Here is a 17,326-nt window from a genome sequence, read left to right as displayed (position 1 = left end):
CCATCGGGGGCAAGCCCCCTCCCACATTTTTGATCCAGTACAGTCAGTCGGGCCAGCGTACGGTCAGGCCACCGTCGATGACGATGCTCTGCCCGGTCAGGTAACTCGATGCATCACTGGTTAAAAACTGCACCAATGAAGCCACCTCATCCGCACGCCCTACCCGTCCCAGCGGGATCGCTTTCGCCGCTTTCGCCAACCCTTCCGGCCCCAGCGAGTTCTTCGCATCCAATGACTGCGGCGTCTCGATCAACCCTGGAATCACCGCATTACAGCGTATGCCCTTTGCCGCCAACTCCACCGCCAGCGAGCGGCACAACCCCGGCACGCCGGCCTTGGCGGCCGCGTAATGCGAATGCTCTTGCCAGCCATACACGCCTCCGGCAATCGACGAAATCGCCACCAACGCGCCGCCTTCGTGCATATGCCGGGTCGCCGCGCGAAAGGTGCGCATGACCCCCGTCAGGTCGACATTGAGCATCTCGTCCCACAGCGCATCGGTCATCTCCAGCAACGGCGCGCGACGCAGCAACCCGGCGTTGGCCACGGCGTAATCCAGCCGACCAAAATGCTGTACGCCCTGCGCGGCCAGTGCATCCACCGAGGCGGTATCGCCCACGTCCAACGGCAACATCAGGCAGTCGCCACCGGCGGCCTGCACCAGGCTGACGGTGGCCTGCGGGTCATGGGGGTCAGCCGGGTAATACCCGCCGACCACCGCCACACCGTGGCGCGCATAGGCCACGGCGAGGGCTTGGCCGATGCCGCTGGCGGCACCGGTAATCAAGGCAACGTTACGGTTCATCATTGACTCCTTACTGAACGGTTTCCGGACGCACATGGCGCGCGGCAAACATCAACAGGCCGGACAAGAAGCACGGCACGGCGCCAAACCACAGCGCGGCGGTCTGCCAGTCACTGCCGGCGGACAGCACCTGGGTTGCACCAAAGCCTGCGACCACCGCACCAATCGGGCCCATGGCATGGATGATCGCGCCGCCAGTGGCGCGGATGCTGGTAGGGAAACTCTCGCTGATAAAGAACAGCGCCGCCGAATATGGCCCGATCAGGAAGAACAGGCCCAGGCTGTACAGCCCGACCACCATCGCCATATTGCTCGGGCCGAACAGCATCCCGGCGAACGCCAGACCACCGAGCATCCAACCCAGGCCGATCACGTTGCGACGGCCGATCTTGTCGCCCATCCAGCCGTGGCTCAAGTAGCCGCAATAACCCACCAGGTTCGACAGCACGAGGATGATCAGCGAGTTCTCGAACGAGATGTGGTGCACGCTGACGATCACCGAAGTCCCCAGCACGCTGAACACCTGAATCGCCGCCCAGTTGAGCAACAACGCGGCGCCGATCACCAACGTGGCACGGCGAGCCGGCCCACGGAACGCGGCCTTGAGACCGGCCTTGCTGTGCTCGTCATAGTCCACGCCGTAGGTCTGCGCGACGTTCTGCGCGTCGCTCACCGCGCCGCTTTTACGCAGCCGGCTGATGCGTTCGTGGACCTGGAACTGCGGGCTCTCCTTGAGCTTGCGCGCCATGATCGCGATCACCACAGCCGGGATCGCCGCAAAAATGAAGCAGCCCTGCCAGCCGATGATCGGCAGCAACAGCGCGGTCAACCCGGCGGCGATCAACGCGCCGACCGGCCAGCCGCCCTGCACCAGGCTGTAGATGAAGCCGCGACGCTTGGTCAACCGCGGGTCTTCGGAGGCGCCGTACAGCTCGGTCAGGTAGGTGGCGTTGACGGTTTCCTCGGCATAGCCCAGGCCGCCCAGCGAACGGATCAGGATCAGCGGCGATTTGCCCCACGCCCCGCCTATCGCAGTCAGCGCCGAGCACAACGCGGAACCGGCCACGGTGAAGATAATCCCCTTGCGTCGCCCCAGCTTGTCCACGATCGGTCCGATGGCCAGGGCGACCACGGCGGTGCCCACCGCCACCCAGGTCGCAATCTCGGCCTGCTCCACTTCACCCCATCCAAAGTGCCGGCCAATCTCCGGCAGCAGGGTGCCGAACAGGATGAAGTCGTACACCGCAAACACCCAGGCGAAAAACGCGATCCAGGTGGCGAAGCGCACCTCCCGGGAAGTCAGCTGCCGGGGTTTCCAGCCAGTCAGGTCAAGCTTGTTGTAGATGGACATAGATCGCGCCTCAGGGGGATTGATGGGCCCTGTAGGAGCGAGCTTGCTCGCGAAAATCGTCAACGATGACGCGGGCATCCTGGATGCACGCGGCGCTCTCTGGTTCTTCGCGAGCAAGCCCGCTCCTACAGGGTGACGCAGGTTCAGGTACGCGGCTGGCGGCGGATGAAGTCATCGGCAATTTCGTCAAAGGTGACGAAGCGCACGCCGGCATGGCTCTGGATGTGTTCGATCAGACGCTCGAGCATCAGCAGCACTTGCGGGCGGCCGGACACGTCGGGGTGGATGGTCATGGTGAACACGGCGTGTTCGTGTTCGCGGTAGACCCAGTCGAACTGGTCGCGCCACATTTCTTCCAGGTGACGCGGGTTGACGAAGCCGTGGCTGTTGGGGGCTTTCTTGATGAACATCATCGGCGGCAGGTCGTCGAGGTACCAGTTGGCCGGGATCTCCACCAGGTCGGTTTCTTCGCCGCGCACCAGGGGTTTCATCCAGGTATCGGGGTGCTGGCTGTAGTCGATCCTGGTCCAGGTATCGCCCTTGCGCACGTAGTAAGGGTGGAAGTCGTTGTGCATCAGGCTGTGGTCGTACTTGATGCCTTTTTTCAGCAGCAGTTCGTTGGTGACCTTGCTGAACTCCCACCAAGGCGCCACGTAGCCGGTGGGGCGCTTGCCGGTGACCCGGGTGATCAGTTCGATGGACTTGTCGAGAACGATTTCTTCCTGCTCGGCGGTCATCGCGATCGGGTTTTCGTGGCTGTAGCCGTGCACGCCGATCTCGTGGCCGGCGTCGGCCACGGCCTTCATCTGCTCGGGGAAGGTTTCCATCGAGTGACCGGGGATAAACCAGGTGGTGCGCAGGCCGTAGCGTTCGAACAGTTTGAGCAGGCGTGGCGCGCCGATTTCACCGGCAAACAGGCCGCGAGAGATGTCGTCCGGCGAGTCTTCACCGCCGTAGGAACCGAGCCAGCCGGCGACGGCGTCAACGTCGACGCCAAATGCACAGAGGATGTCTTTAGCCATGGAGTGTCTCCTTAAATTGTCATTACGGATTCAACGCACAACGCTGCGCGCAGCAGGCGTGCGTCTTCTCCCGTCGGGACGCTGAGCAGCAACCCGGTGGGCAGCCCCTGGGCATCGCAGCCGCTGGGCAGGGTCACGCCTGGCATGTCGAGCAAACTGCCGGGCATGGTCAGGCGCAGGGTGGCGAGGTTGGTTTGAACGAACAGGTCATCGTCAGCTTCAAGCGCGGCTAACGGCGGGGCCACGTGGGCAACGGTCGGCGTAATCAGGACGGCGCCGTCGAGGTCTTCGATCAGTTGCTGTTGCAGGCGGCGGCGGGAGTCGGTCAGGTGGATCAGTTGGCTGGCCGGCAGTGAGCGTGCGGCTTCCAGGCGACGGCGCACGCGAGGGTCGAGCTGATCGGCGTCGCGGCTGTCGAGTAACGCCTGGTGCAGGGCGAAGGCTTCGAAGGCGCCGAGCCAGCCATGGTGCTTGATCAGTTCCAGTGTCGCCTGGAAGGCCGGGCATTCGCGCGCTTCGACCAGCGCGCCGTGGGCCTTGAGTTGCGCGACCGCGCGCAACAGGTTGTTGCCCACGGCGGGTTCGACGTCCTGCTGCGCCAGCACGAAGCGCTGGCCCTTGAGGCTGCGGGCGATGGAGGTCTGGCTCTGGGTGTGGCTGCGGCCATGCAGCAAGTCGTCGACGGCCAGGGCGTCACGCACGCTGCGGCTTATCGGGCCGAGGCTGTCGAGGCTGTGCGCCAGTGGGAACACGCCATCGCGGCTGTAGCGCCGACTGCTGCTGCGGTAACCCACCAGGCCGTTGAACGCCGAGGGAATGCGGATGGACCCGGCAGTGTCGGTGCCCATGGCGATGGGCACGATGCCGGCGGCAACGGCCACGGCCGACCCCGAGGAAGATCCGCCGGGGATGCGCGGTTGATCATTGCCATGGGGATTGTGCGGCGTGCCGAAATGGGGGTTCAGGCCCAGGCCGGAATAGGCCAGTTCGCTGAGGTTGGTCTTGCCGACGCTGACCATTCCGGCACGACACAGCAGGCCGACGGTGGGTGCATCGAGCAACGCGACGGGCGCATGGCGGCGATAGGCGGCGCCCGCCGTGGTGATGCTGCCAGCCACGTCGAACAGGTCCTTCCAGGCCAGCGGCACGCCATCGAACCTGCTCAACGGCTGGCCGGCGCGCCAACGTGCGGCAGAGGCTTGGGCTTCACGACGGGCGCGCTCGGGCGTCAGGCTGATAAATACCGACGGAACCTGGCTGGCTTTGTCCAGTGCCTGTTCGAGGGCTTGCACCGGGTCGCTGCGACCACTGGCGAAGTCCTCGGCCATTGAAGTGGCGTCTGACATCAGGATGACCCTCACAAACGTACATATTAATAAAATGTACATTTTGTAAAGGCAGCTTTCGTGCCAGTCTGTGCTCAACCAATTTTGCGCAGACAGCGGTTTGCGGCCAGAGCCGCGAGGTAGAGGGTGTTTGACCAGGTAAAAAATCTGCGCAGGCGCTTGCTCAGGTTCTGCTACGAAATAATGTACTTTTTAGTAATAAGTACATTTTGGTGCAGAAAAGTAACAGGTCGACTTCCCAAGCCCCAAAAACGTGCCGCCGACGTGGCGCAGAGTGACAGGCGCATCTATGAGAGAATCCCCGGTCAACGGTCCCTCCACCTCTGAGAACGCAATGAAAGCAGTGTCCGCCTCGGCCTCCCGTTACGCGATGATTCACAAAGTGATGCGCGACGCGATCGTCAACGGCACCGCCCGCCATGGGCTGGTGTTGCTCGAAGCGCCGCTGGCCGAGTTGTTTGGCACCAGCCGCGTGCCGGTGCGCAAGGCCCTCGACCTGCTGCATGACGAAGGCTTGATCTGCCGCTTCAACGGCCGGGGCTACCTGATCAATCCGCAAGGCCTGGCCATGGAGCCGTTGCGCCTGCCCCTGAGCCATGCGCACCTGGGTCTTAACGGCGAGGACGAGCTAGTGGACACGCGGCCGCTGGGCGAACGCATCGTCGAGGAAATCGGCGCAGCGTTGTCCACCTGCATTGCCTTCGGCCACTACCGCCTGGACGAGCAAGCCGCCGCCGACCACTACGGCGTCAGCCGCGCGGTAGTGCGTGAAGCGCTGATGCGCCTGCGCGACCGTGGCCTGGTGGAAAAAGAGCCCTACTCCCAATGGCTGGCCGGGCCTTTGACCGCGCGGGAAGTCACCGAAGACTACGAACTGCGCGCCTGCCTTGAGCCCGAAGCCCTGCGCCAGAGCGCGCCCAACCTCGATCGCGAGCTGCTTGAAGCCATGCTGCAACGCGTGCTGGACGCCCAGGACAGTGTGCAGTGCAGCCTGGAGGCCATCGAGCAGATCGAGGAAGACTTGCACCAACGCTGCCTGGCCGGCCTGCAGAATCGCAAGATCGCGGCGCTGATTCGACAGGGGCAGAGCCCGATGATCATCAGTCGGATTTTTTATCGGTTGCTGGGGATTGGCGCCGATCCGGCGATGTTGGCCGAACATCGACTGATTCTGGAGTTGTTGCTGCACGGCGCGTTTGATGCGGCGGCGCTGAATCTGCGTGAGCATTTGCAAAGGGCCAGTCAAAGGATGTTGCAGCGGTTGAAAGTGTTGTCGGTGCTGCCCGAACAACCGCTACCCGCCTACCTGCACAAAATCAGCTGACCCAGCACAGACCCAATGTGGCAGGGGGCTTTCCTCCTCCCACACTAGTCCAGCGTCGTTCTGATAATTTCATGCAATATGTTGCTATCTCACCCCCACCATTGAAACCACCACAGCCCTGCCCCATCTAAGCACCATACTTCCTGATGCAGGTGCCCCATGAGCGACCAGCAAGACATCCCTGATTACGACTTGAACGACTACGCCGACCCCGAAAACGCTGAATCCTCGTCCAACACCGGCCTGGCCCTGCCTGGGCAGAACCTGCCGGACAAGGTTTACATCATCCCGATCCACAACCGGCCGTTTTTCCCGGCGCAAGTCTTGCCGGTGATCGTCAACGAAGAGCCCTGGGCCGAGACCCTGGAACTGGTGAGCAAATCCGACCACCACTCCCTCGCCCTGTTTTTCATGGACACACCGCCCGAAGACCCACGCCATTTCGACACCTCGGCCCTGCCGCTGTACGGCACGCTGGTCAAGGTGCACCACGCCAGCCGCGAGAACGGCAAGCTGCAATTCGTGGCCCAGGGGCTGACCCGCGTGCGTATCAAGACCTGGCTCAAGCATCACCGCCCGCCGTACCTGGTGGAGGTGGAATACCCGCACCAGCCGAGCGAGCCGACCGACGAGGTCAAGGCCTACGGCATGGCGCTGATCAACGCGATCAAGGAACTGCTGCCGCTCAACCCGCTGTACAGCGAAGAGCTGAAGAACTACCTCAACCGCTTCAGCCCCAACGACCCGTCGCCGCTCACCGACTTCGCCGCCGCGCTGACCTCGGCCACCGGTAACGAGTTGCAGGAAGTGCTCGATTGCGTGCCCATGCTCAAGCGCATGGAAAAAGTGCTGCCGATGCTGCGCAAAGAGGTCGAAGTCGCGCGTCTGCAGAAAGAGCTGTCCGCCGAAGTGAACCGCAAGATCGGCGAGCACCAGCGCGAGTTCTTCCTCAAGGAACAGCTCAAGGTCATCCAGCAGGAACTGGGCCTGACCAAGGACGACCGCAGCGCCGACGTCGAGCAATTCGAGCAGCGGCTGGAAGGCAAAGTACTGCCGGCCCAGGCGAAAAAACGCATCGATGAAGAACTCAACAAACTCTCCATCCTCGAAACCGGCTCGCCGGAATACGCGGTCACGCGCAATTACCTGGACTGGGCCACCTCGGTGCCGTGGGGCGTGTATGGCGAAGATAAACTCGACCTGAAACACGCGCGCAAGGTGCTGGACAAGCATCATGCGGGCCTGGACGACATCAAGAGCCGTATCCTCGAATTTCTCGCGGTGGGTGCCTATAAAGGCGAAGTCGCCGGTTCCATCGTGCTGCTGGTGGGCCCGCCGGGCGTGGGCAAGACCAGCGTGGGTAAATCCATCGCCGAATCCCTGGGCCGGCCGTTCTACCGGTTCAGTGTCGGCGGCATGCGTGATGAGGCCGAGATCAAGGGCCATCGCCGCACCTACATCGGCGCCCTGCCCGGCAAGCTGGTGCAGGCGCTCAAAGATGTGGAGGTGATGAACCCGGTGATCATGCTCGACGAGATCGACAAGATGGGCCAGAGCTTCCAGGGCGACCCGGCGTCGGCGTTGCTCGAAACCCTCGACCCGGAACAGAACGTCGAATTCCTCGACCACTACCTGGACCTGCGCCTGGACCTGTCCAAAGTGCTGTTCGTGTGCACCGCCAACACCCTGGACTCGATTCCCGGCCCGCTGCTCGACCGTATGGAAGTGATTCGCCTGTCGGGCTATATCACCGAGGAAAAAGTCGCCATCGCCAAGCGTCACCTGTGGCCCAAGCAGCTGGAAAAAGCCGGCGTCTCGAAAAACAGTCTGAGCATCAGCGACGGCGCCTTGCGTGCGCTGATTGATGGCTATGCCCGGGAAGCCGGTGTGCGTCAGTTGGAGAAACAACTGGGCAAATTGGTGCGCAAGGCCGTGGTCAAGCTGCTGGATGAGCCGGATTCGGTGATCAAGATCGGCAGCAAGGACCTGGAAAGCTCCCTGGGCATGCCCGTGTTCCGCAATGAACAGGTACTGTCCGGCACCGGCGTGATTACCGGCCTGGCCTGGACCAGCATGGGCGGCGCCACCCTGCCGATCGAAGCGACGCGCATCCACACGCTCAATCGCGGCTTCAAGCTCACCGGCCAGTTGGGTGAAGTGATGAAGGAGTCCGCAGAAATCGCCTACAGCTTCATCAGCTCGAACCTGAAGTCGTTTGGCGGTGATCCGAAGTTCTTCGATGAAGCCTTCGTCCACCTGCACGTGCCGGAAGGTGCCACGCCCAAAGACGGCCCGAGCGCGGGTGTGACCATGGCCAGCGCGTTGCTGTCACTGGCACGCAACCAGCCGCCAAAGAAAGGCGTGGCGATGACCGGCGAACTGACCCTGACCGGGCATGTGCTGCCGATTGGCGGAGTGCGCGAAAAAGTGATTGCGGCGCGGCGCCAGAAGATTCACGAGCTGATCCTGCCGGAGCCCAACCGTGGCAGCTTTGAAGAACTGCCGGAGTACCTGAAGGAAGGCATGACCGTGCACTTTGCCAAGCGCTTTGCGGATGTGGCGAAGGTGCTTTTCTGACAGTTATGTAGTGCCTGAGCTGGCCTCATCGGGGGCAAGCCCCCTCCCACACTTGAATGTATTCACAAATCAACATGTGAGAGGGGGCTTGCCCCCGATGCGGCCAGACCTGCCAACACACCCCCTCCTGTCACACCCTGTCTCATCTTCGGTTATGCTCGCCCTTCGTCGTGTATAAACGGAGCCCCCATGACCGCAGCCCGCCTGCTTCTCCCCCTGAGCCTTGCCCTGCTGGCCGCGTGCGCCAGTGCGCCGAAGCAAAACGTCACCGTGGACAACCAGAGCGCCTGTCCGCTCCCGCTTAAAACCGGACAAAACCTGATCCTCACCCTGCCCAGCAATCCCACCACCGGCTATCGCTGGGCTATCCAGGATTCCGCCGGCGGCGTGTTGCGCGCGCTGAGCCCAGAGGTGTACAGCAGCAGCGAATCCGGCGTGATCGGGGGTGGTGGCCAGTCGACCTGGCGCTTCCAGGCATTCGCCGCCGGCCAGGGCCGTTTGCGCCTGACCTCCCAGCAACCGTGGGAACCGGAAGCCGAACCCGTCGAGATCTTTGAATGCGCGATTACGGTGAACTGATGGGTCAAGGCTGTGGTGACGTGCTGATTCCGGCACCGCGTTCATCCAGAATGTCTGCGTAATCGTTGACGACCATCGCAGGCAAGCCAGCTCCTACGCTAAAATGCCGGCCTTTCCCCTTCGTCGCCGGAACAACCGTGAGCAAAGAACCCGATCGCCTATTCGCCCAGCCCCTGCCCCAGGTGCCGGACTTCGCCTTTAACGAGGACGTGGTGCGGGTGTTCCCGGACATGATCAAGCGCTCGGTGCCCGGTTACCCGACCATCGTTGAAAACCTCGGCGTGCTCGCCGCCCGGTTCGCCCAGCCCAACAGCGTGCTGTATGACCTGGGCTCATCCCTGGGCGCGGTCACCCAGGCCCTGCGCCGCCATGTGCGCACCGAGGGTTGCCGGGTGATCGCGGTGGATAACTCGACGGCGATGGTCGAACGCTGCCGCCAATACCTCAATGGCCAGGACTCGATGTTCGAGGAATTGCTGCCGGTGGAGGTGATCGAAGGCGATATCCTCGCCCTGCACTTCCAACCGGCCTCAGTGGTGGCGCTGAACTTCACCCTGCAATTTATCGCACCCGATGAGCGCCTGGCGCTGCTCGGGCGCATCCGTCAGTCGCTGCTGCCGGGCGGCGCACTGATCCTCTCGGAAAAGCTGCGTTTCAACGATGGCGAAGAACACGCGTTGCTGTCCGACCTGCATATCGCGTTCAAGCGCGCCAACGGCTACAGCGAACTGGAAATCGCCCAGAAGCGCAGCGCCATCGAAAATGTCATGAAGCCCGACAGCCTCGAAGAACACCGCGAACGCCTGCTGGCGGCCGGGTTCTCGAAAGTCGTGCCGTGGTTCCAGTGTCTTAACTTTGCCTCGTTGATTGCCTTGCCATGATTGATTTGTCTCCCCTCGCCCGCCACCTGGTCGGTACTCCCCTGGCCGTGTGGGCCCAGGGCCTGCAAGCGCAGCTCGATAGCAAGATGGAAAAAGGCCACGGCGACCTCGAGCGCTGGCAGAGTGCCTTGGACGCACTGCCGAAGATCCAGCCCAGTGAAGTGGACCTGTTGAACGGCCTGGTGCTGGACACTGATTGCGACGACGAGACTCGCGCACAGATGCACACCGCGCTCATGGGGCTGAGCCCTTGGCGCAAAGGCCCGTTTCACCTGTTCGGCGTGCATGTTGACACCGAATGGCGCTCGGACTGGAAATGGTCCCGCGTGGCGCCGCACCTGGACTTGAAGGGCAAGCGCATCCTCGATGTGGGTTGCGGCAACGGCTATTACATGTGGCGCATGCTCGGCGCCGGCGCCGACAGCGTGATTGGCGTAGACCCCAACTGGCTGTTCTTCTGCCAGTTCCAGGCGGTGCAGCGTTACCTGTCCGAACCCAGGGCCTGGCACCTGCCGTTCCCGTTCGAAGACTTGCCGGCAAACCTTGAGGGTTTCGACACGGTGTTTTCCATGGGCGTGTTCTATCACCGGCGTTCGCCGATCGAACACTTGCTGGCGCTGAAAGACACGCTGGTCAAAGGCGGTGAGCTGGTGCTGGAAACCCTGGTGGTGGAAGGCGATCAGCAGCAAGTGCTGGTGCCGGAAGACCGCTATGCGCAGATGCGTAACGTGTGGTTCCTGCCCTCGGTGCCGGCGCTGATGCTGTGGTTGCGCCGCGCGGGATTCAGCGATGTGCGCTGCGTGGATGTGAGCGTGACCACGGTCGAGGAACAACGCGGGACGGCATGGATGAAGTACCAGTCGCTCAGTGATTTCCTCGATCCCGAAGATCACAGCAAGACCATTGAAGGGCTGCCGGCGCCGATGCGGGCGGTGATCATCGCCAGGAAATAACGGCACGCTGCCTGAACAAACGCAGGGCAAAATGTGGCAGGGGGCTTGCCCCCGATAGCGATGTATCAGCCATGGACAGGGTGACTGACACTCTGCTATCGGGGGCAAGCCCCCTCCCACATTTGCGCCTCAGTGTTCTTTAGAGTGGGGGTTTGGCCCGGCGAGCCTTGAAGAATTCACTCAACACGGTGCCGCACTCCTCGGCCAGCACCCCACCTTCAAACAGGACCCGATGGTTGAGAAAGCCCTGGGTAAAAAACTGCCCCTGGCTCTGCACGATCCCGGCCTTGGGCTCCAGTGCGCCGTACACCACCCGTGCAATTCGCGAATGCACGATCAGGCCCGCGCACATGCTGCACGGTTCCAACGTCACATAGAGGGTGCTGCCCGGCAGGCGGTAATTGCTGACGGCGTGGGCGGCCGCGCGGATTGCGACCATCTCGGCATGGGCACTGGGGTCATTGCCGCTGATCGGGCAGTTGAAACCGCGGCCGATGATCTCACCGTCCTGCACCAGCACCGCGCCCACCGGCACTTCACCCAGCGCGGCGCCCTGGGCGGCGAGTGCCAGGGCTTCGCGCATGAAGTCCTGGTCGCGGCTGCGGTCGATGATCGCCGGGCGAATCTGGCGCATCACGCCACCTCGATGGCGGCCATCAGGCCGGTTTCCATATGGTCGATCACATGGCAGTGGAACATCCATACGCCCGGGTTATCCGCCACCAGCGCCACACGGGCGCGTTCGTTCTTGCCCAGCAGGTAGGTGTCGGTGAAGTACGGGATGACCTTGTGGCGGTTCGACGCAATGACCTTGAAACTCATGCCGTGCAGGTGGATCGGGTGCTGGTACTGGGTCATGTTCTTCAGTTCGAAAATATAGCTCTTGCCCTTCTCGAGCCTGGCGATGGGCCGGTCGGCGCAGGTCTTGTCGGTGATGTCCCAGGCCTGGCCGTTGATCTGCCACAGGCTCGGCGGCTTGCCGTTGTCGACGTTGACCGACACCGAACCGACCCATTCGAAATTGAAGTTGAGTTTCTCGGCATTGGCCAGGTCCGGTTCGGCAACCGGGTTGGCCGGCAGCGCCGGGGGCCATTCGGTGGGCGCGTCGGTGTTGGCCACCGAGCGGAACGTGCCCAGGCGCACCGGACCATTGCGGATCGACAGCTCTTCGCCGGCGGGCGGCGCCTTGATCGCCAGGCAGATACGCATGCCTGGGCCCAGCCAGTATTCCTTGCCCAGCGGGCGCGGCTCGATGGGGTTGCCGTCCAGCGCGTAGATCTGCGCGTCGACATCCGGAATGTTGATGCGATACGTCAGGGTGTTGTCGAGGTTGAGCAGGCGCACACGGGTAATCTGCCCGGCCGGCAGGTCGATCACGGCCTGGGACACGCCATTGATGGTGGATAAACGCCCCGCCGTACCGCCGCGCGCCGCCTCACGGGGAATGCTGAAGGCGACAAAGGCGCCCTCTTCGTCCACGTGCCAGCTTTTCAGGCTGAGGGTGCGTTCGTGCTTGAAACCGGTAGGCTCGCGCTCCTCGATGATCAGCGGTCCGACCAGGCCACGGCCGAGTTCTTCGCTGCTGTTGACGTGCGGGTGATACCAGTAGCTGCCGGCGTCGGGCACACGGAACTTGTAGTCGAAGTATTCCCCGGGCAGTACCGGCAATTGCGAGACGTAGGGCACGCCGTCCATTTCCAGCGGCAGGCGGATGCCATGCCAGTGGATGGTGGTGGCGACCGGCAGGTGGTTGATAAAACGCACCCGCAGCCACTCGCCCTGGCGTACCCGCAACTCGGTGCCGGGCGCCGAGGGGCCGAACGCCCAGGCCTGGGTGGTGTGGCCCGACACCAGTTCCACGTCCAGGGGGGCGGCAATCAGTTGGTAGTCGCTTCCTGCGTTGGCATCGGCGACCTTGCCCAGCCAGTAGCGATAGGCGCCACCCGCGCCCACACCGACTACTGCCAGGCCGGCAAGGCCACCGAGAATCTGTCGACGGGAAAACGATTGGGACACAGCAACCTCACGTATCTACCGCAGGCCAAGGCCCGCAAAGGGCAGATACGATACACCTGCGGGGCCTAAACAGTAAGGGTTCGCATTGCCGCACAGCGAAATTGCGGACGTTAATGAAGATCAAAAATGTGGGAGGGGGCTTGCCCCCGATGGCAGTGTGTCAGTCAGCCTATTCTTACCTGATACACCGCCATCGGGGGCAAGCCTCCTCCCACATTTTGAACTCCACTGAGTCTTAGAGTGTGTTCGCTCAGGTTCTGGCAGCCGCCAGGATCAGGGCCTTCATCTCGGCCACGGCACCTTTGAAACCGACGAACAGCGCATGGGCCACCAGCGCGTGGCCGATGTTCAATTCGTTGATGCCCTTGATCGCCGCCACGGCTTCGACGTTGTGGTAGTGCAGGCCATGGCCGGCGTTGACGATCAGGCCTTCGCCAAGCCCGCAGTTCACGCCGTCGATGATGCGTTGCAGCTCTTCAGCCACTTCGGTCGGCGTGGTGGCATCGGCGTAGCGGCCGGTGTGCAGTTCGATGGCCGGGGCGCCGACGCGGCGTGAGGCCTGGATCTGACGCGCGTCGGCGTCGATGAACAACGACACTTCGCTGCCGATCTTTGACAGGCGCTCCACGGCGGCCTTGATCCGCGCTTCCTGGCCGGCCACGTCGAGACCGCCTTCGGTGGTCAATTCCTGGCGGGTTTCCGGCACCAGGCAAATGTGCGCCGGGCGGATGCGCTCGGCGAACTGCATCATTTCTTCGGTGACGCCCATTTCGAAATTCATGCGGGTCTGCAGCACATCCTTGAGCAGCAGCACGTCGCGCTCCTGGATGTGGCGGCGGTCTTCGCGCAGGTGCACGGTGATGCCGTCGGCGCCCGCTTCTTCGGCGTCCAGCGCGGCCTTGACCGGGTCAGGGTAACGGGTGCCCCGAGCCTGGCGCAGGGTGGCGACGTGGTCGATGTTGACGCCAAGAAGAATGCGATTGCTGGTGGTCACGGAAGCGCTCCTGAAAAGGGAAAGAATCGGTGCACAGCATACACGGGGATGTCAGGGCTTTCGAAACAACTCGCGACTGACCAGCGGCCGTCCGCCCAGGTGTACGGCCAGCGCCTGGCGCATCAGGCGCTTGGCGGCGGACAAGGCACCGGGGGCGGTCCAGTCCGCTTCACTCATGGCCAACAACTCGGCGCCCTGGAACAGGCCGGGTTGCAACAGGTACACGCGCTCAAGGCCCGCGTCCACTTGCAGGCGATACAGGCCGTCGGCGGCGACAGGGTCTCCGTGCAGGTCGTTGTGCAATTCAAAACCGTAGCCCAGGTCATCCAGCAGGCGCCATTCAAAGGCCCGCAGCAGCGGCTCCAGGGGGCGGCCTTCAGCGAGCGCGAGCAAGGTGGCGGCGTAGTGATCGAAGACGGCCGGGTGCGGGTCTTCGGCGGGCAGCAGGCGGATCAGCAGCTCATTGAGGTAGAGCCCGCTGAACAGCGCATCGCCATTGAGCCAGGCGGACGTGCCGACGCTTTCCAGGCGGCCGACGTTCTTCAGCTCGCCCTTGCCGCGAAACTCCACGTCCAGGGCCACGAACGGCCGCGCCAACGTACCGGCCTTGCCCCGCGCGCTGCGCAGAACCGCGCGCAGACGGCCCTGGGGCGTGAGGAAGTCCACCAGGGCGCTGGTCTCACGGTAGGCGCGGCTGTGCAGCACGTAGGCGAGCTGGCTGGGAGGTGGGGATTGCGACATGAGTTCTCGATTTTGAAAACAACATCAACCTAATGTGGGAGGGGGCTTGCCCCGATGGCAGTGTGTCAGTCACTTATCTATTAACTGACCCACCGCTATCGGGAGCAAGCCCCCTCCCACATTTTTCAGCCCTGCGGTGCATTCAAGCCTTACAGGTCGCCGTAGCCCAGGGAGCGCAACGCGCGCTCATCATCGGACCAGCCACCCTTAACCTTCACCCACAGGTTCAGCATGATCTTGGAATCGAACAGCAATTCCATGTCCTTGCGCGCCTCGGTGCCGATGCGCTTGATGCGCTCGCCCTTGTCGCCAATGATGATTTTCTTCTGGCCGTCACGCTCAACGAGGATCAGCGCATGGATGTGCAGGGTTTTGCCCTGCTGCTTGAACTCTTCGATTTCAACGGTGATCTGGTACGGCAGCTCGGCGCCCATCTGGCGCATGATTTTCTCGCGCACCAGTTCGGCGGCAAGGAAGCGACTGCTGCGGTCGGTGATCTGGTCTTCCGGGAAGAAATGCTCGTTCTCCGGCAGGTACCCGGCGATCACGCGCTCCAGGGCTTCAAGGTTGTGGCCGTGCTGCGCCGAGATCGGCATGATCTGGGCATTCGGCAGTTGTTCCTGCAGCCAGGTCAGGTGCGGCATCAGTTCGGCTTTGTCTTCGATACGGTCGGTCTTGTTCAGCGCGACGATCAACGGGCCGGTGACGTACTGCACGCGTTCGAGGACCATCTGGTCTTCGTCGGTCCACTTGGTGCGGTCGACCACGAAGATCACCACGTCGACGTCTTTCAACGCCGCCGAAGCGGTCTTGTTCATGTAGCGGTTAAGCGCCTTTTCACCGCCCTTGTGCATGCCCGGGGTGTCCACGTAGACCGCTTGGACGTTGCCTTCGGTCTTGATGCCCAGCATGTTGTGGCGGGTGGTCTGCGGCTTGCGCGAAGTGATCGCAAGCTTCTGGCCGAGGATGTGGTTGAGCAGCGTGGACTTGCCCACATTGGGGCGGCCGACGATGGCAACATAGCCACATCGTGTTGCGGTTGAATCAGTCATGGCCATTCTCCACGCCCAGGGCAATCAGTGCTGCAGCGGCCGCTACCTGTTCGGCAATACGACGGCTCACACCCTGACCTCGGCTTTTTTCGTTCAGTAAGGTGATTTCACATTCCACGAAGAACACGCGGCAATGCGGCTCGCCCTGGATATCCACCACTTCATAGCGTGGCAGTTCGCAACCGCGGGACTGCAGGTATTCCTGCAGGCGGGTCTTGGGATCCTTGTTGGTGTCGACCAGCGTCAGGCTTTCGATTTCCGAAGCCAGCCAGGCGACCACGCGCTCCTTGGCCGTCTCCATCCCTGCATCGAGGTAGATCGCACCGATCAAGGCTTCCAAGGCATCAGCCAGGATCGACTCGCGACGGAAACCGCCGCTTTTCAACTCACCGGAACCGAGGCGCAGGTATTCGCCCAGGCCGAAACCGCGGGCCAGCACGGCCAGGGTCTCGCCTTTCACAAGGCGGGCGCGCAGGCGCGAAAGCTGGCCTTCGCGCGCTTGCGGGAAACGCTCGAACAACGCCTCACCGGCGGCGAAATTGAGGATGGCGTCACCGAGGAATTCCAGGCGCTCGTTATTGCGCCCTGCAAAGCTGCGGTGGGTGAGGGCAAGGACCATCAATTCCTGGTCCTTGAAGGTGTAGCCGAGCTGGCGCTCGAGACGACTGAGAGAAACGGTCACGGTTTATCCATATCTAGTTGGTGGCACCGGCGGCCATCGACGATTGACGCAGTGTTCAAATTCAAATCCTGATGGGTACCGGGCATGGGAAAATGTCCTAGCCCCAGAAAAGCATTCGGCGCTGTGATCACAGCGCCGCCTGTATTACTTGATCAGCCCCACCCGCGAGAAGTTCGGCAGGTGGCTGAGCTTGGGTTCCGGCCAACTCATCCAGACCGCGAAGGCTTTGCCGACGATATTCTCGTCGGGCACCATGCCCAGCAGGTCCTTGGGAATATTGGGGTCGTCCCAGTAGCGGCTGTCGTTGGAGTTGTCGCGGTTGTCGCCCATCATGAAGTAGTGCCCGGCCGGCACTTTCCACTGGCCATCGGGCATCGCGCGGTAGCGGCTCATTTCCTTGCGGATCTGGTGCTCAACCGCACCGAGTTTTTCCTGGTACAGCTCGGCGCTGCCCAAGGTGTTCGGCTCGGCGCCCAACAGTTGTTCGGCCACCGACTCACCGTTGATGAACAGGCGCTTGTCGCTGGTGTAGCGGATCACGTCGCCCGGCAGGCCGACCACACGCTTGATGTAGTTGACGTTCGGGTCGCTCGGGTAGCGGAACACCATCACATCACCGCGCTGCGGGTCACCGACTTCAATGACCTTCTTGTCGATCACCGGCAAGCGGATCCCGTAGGAAAACTTGTTCACCAGAATGAAGTCGCCCACGTCCAGGGTAGGCTTCATCGACCCCGAAGGGATCTGAAACGGCTCCACCAGGAACGAACGCAGCACCAGCACGATGAACAGCACCGGGAAGAACGATTTGCCGTATTCAACCAGCAAAGGCTCTTTGTTCAGCTTCTCGACCACCACGGCATCGGGCTGGCTGACGCTGCCCTGATAGGACGCGATAGCCGCACGCCGACGCGGGGCGAAGAACACCAGATCGAGCAACGCCAGGAAACCACAAACGGCAACGGCGATGACCAGCAACAGCGGGAAATTTAGCGACATAGGA

Annotated in this window: 16 protein-coding genes; 5 read left to right on the top strand and 11 right to left on the bottom strand. The window is 62.5% G+C overall.

What is annotated here, in order from left to right; all coding sequences use genetic code 11:
- Positions 1-43 precede the first annotated feature (43 nt).
- The 4 genes from CIB54_RS01980 to CIB54_RS01965 form a co-directional block, all read right to left on the bottom strand.
- Positions 44-805 carry an SDR family NAD(P)-dependent oxidoreductase gene (locus CIB54_RS01980; protein ID WP_101218363.1) on the bottom strand — a complete coding sequence of 254 codons (762 nt, stop codon included), beginning with the start codon at positions 803-805 and terminating at the stop codon, positions 44-46.
- Between the two features lie 10 nt (positions 806-815).
- Entirely contained in the window at positions 816-2,156 is a 1,341-nt protein-coding gene (locus tag CIB54_RS01975) for an MFS transporter (protein ID WP_065951756.1), read from the bottom strand.
- Positions 2,157-2,299: 143 nt separating this feature from the next.
- Positions 2,300-3,178, bottom strand: a complete 879-nt coding sequence (locus CIB54_RS01970) for a polysaccharide deacetylase family protein (RefSeq protein ID WP_065951755.1) — start codon at positions 3,176-3,178, stop codon at positions 2,300-2,302.
- Between the two features lie 11 nt (positions 3,179-3,189).
- The gene (locus tag CIB54_RS01965) at positions 3,190-4,524 is read right to left on the bottom strand and encodes an amidase (protein WP_101218361.1); all 1,335 of its coding nucleotides are present in this window, start codon (positions 4,522-4,524) and stop codon (positions 3,190-3,192) included.
- Between the two features lie 334 nt (positions 4,525-4,858).
- Between CIB54_RS01965 and CIB54_RS01960 the strand changes: the two genes are divergently transcribed.
- The 5 genes from CIB54_RS01960 to cmoB all read left to right on the top strand — a co-directional run bounded on the left by CIB54_RS01960 (position 4,859) and on the right by cmoB (position 10,838).
- A complete protein-coding gene (locus CIB54_RS01960; protein WP_101218360.1) occupies positions 4,859-5,848 on the top strand; it encodes a GntR family transcriptional regulator in 990 nt (329 codons plus the stop codon).
- Positions 5,849-6,007: 159 nt separating this feature from the next.
- Positions 6,008-8,425, top strand: a complete 2,418-nt coding sequence (gene lon, locus CIB54_RS01955; protein ID WP_065951753.1) for an endopeptidase La — start codon at positions 6,008-6,010, stop codon at positions 8,423-8,425.
- A 189-nt stretch (positions 8,426-8,614) separates the two neighbouring features.
- Positions 8,615-9,004 (top strand): protease inhibitor I42 family protein, encoded by a 390-nt coding sequence (locus CIB54_RS01950; protein ID WP_065951752.1) that lies wholly within the window; start codon positions 8,615-8,617, stop codon positions 9,002-9,004.
- A 137-nt stretch (positions 9,005-9,141) separates the two neighbouring features.
- Positions 9,142-9,885, top strand: coding sequence for a carboxy-S-adenosyl-L-methionine synthase CmoA (gene cmoA, locus CIB54_RS01945; protein ID WP_101218358.1), 744 nt, complete (start codon positions 9,142-9,144; stop codon positions 9,883-9,885).
- Positions 9,882-10,838, top strand: a complete 957-nt coding sequence (gene cmoB / locus CIB54_RS01940) for a tRNA 5-methoxyuridine(34)/uridine 5-oxyacetic acid(34) synthase CmoB (RefSeq protein WP_065951750.1) — start codon at positions 9,882-9,884, stop codon at positions 10,836-10,838. The genes cmoA and cmoB overlap by 4 nt, the downstream gene beginning before the upstream one ends.
- A 139-nt stretch (positions 10,839-10,977) precedes the next feature.
- Here the strand turns inward: cmoB and tadA are convergent, their stop codons facing one another.
- From tadA to lepB, 7 genes are all read right to left on the bottom strand, one after another.
- Positions 10,978-11,472, bottom strand: a complete 495-nt coding sequence (gene tadA, locus CIB54_RS01935) for a tRNA adenosine(34) deaminase TadA (RefSeq protein WP_065951749.1) — start codon at positions 11,470-11,472, stop codon at positions 10,978-10,980.
- Complete coding sequence (locus CIB54_RS01930; protein ID WP_101218356.1) at positions 11,472-12,854, bottom strand: multicopper oxidase family protein; 1,383 nt, start codon at positions 12,852-12,854, stop codon at positions 11,472-11,474. Before CIB54_RS01930 ends, tadA begins: the two co-directional genes overlap by 1 nt.
- A gap of 250 nt (positions 12,855-13,104) precedes the next feature.
- On the bottom strand, positions 13,105-13,848 hold the full coding sequence (gene pdxJ / locus CIB54_RS01925) for a pyridoxine 5'-phosphate synthase (protein ID WP_101218354.1): 744 nt from the start codon (positions 13,846-13,848) through the stop codon (positions 13,105-13,107).
- A gap of 51 nt (positions 13,849-13,899) precedes the next feature.
- Entirely contained in the window at positions 13,900-14,589 is a 690-nt protein-coding gene (gene recO, locus CIB54_RS01920; protein WP_057724727.1) for a DNA repair protein RecO, read from the bottom strand.
- 149 nt (positions 14,590-14,738) lie between these two features.
- Positions 14,739-15,641, bottom strand: a complete 903-nt coding sequence (era, locus tag CIB54_RS01915; protein WP_005785147.1) for a GTPase Era — start codon at positions 15,639-15,641, stop codon at positions 14,739-14,741.
- Complete coding sequence (gene rnc, locus CIB54_RS01910) at positions 15,634-16,323, bottom strand: ribonuclease III (protein WP_003188856.1); 690 nt, start codon at positions 16,321-16,323, stop codon at positions 15,634-15,636. Before rnc ends, era begins: the two co-directional genes overlap by 8 nt.
- A gap of 144 nt (positions 16,324-16,467) precedes the next feature.
- A complete protein-coding gene (gene lepB, locus CIB54_RS01905) occupies positions 16,468-17,322 on the bottom strand; it encodes a signal peptidase I (RefSeq protein WP_065951746.1) in 855 nt (284 codons plus the stop codon).
- Between the last annotated feature and the right edge of the window lie 4 nt (positions 17,323-17,326).

The organism is Pseudomonas fluorescens (genome assembly GCF_002837185.1).
GTDB lineage: Bacteria > Pseudomonadota > Gammaproteobacteria > Pseudomonadales > Pseudomonadaceae > Aquipseudomonas > Aquipseudomonas fluorescens_AM.
This window is presented reverse-complemented; position numbering and strand designations above follow the sequence as displayed.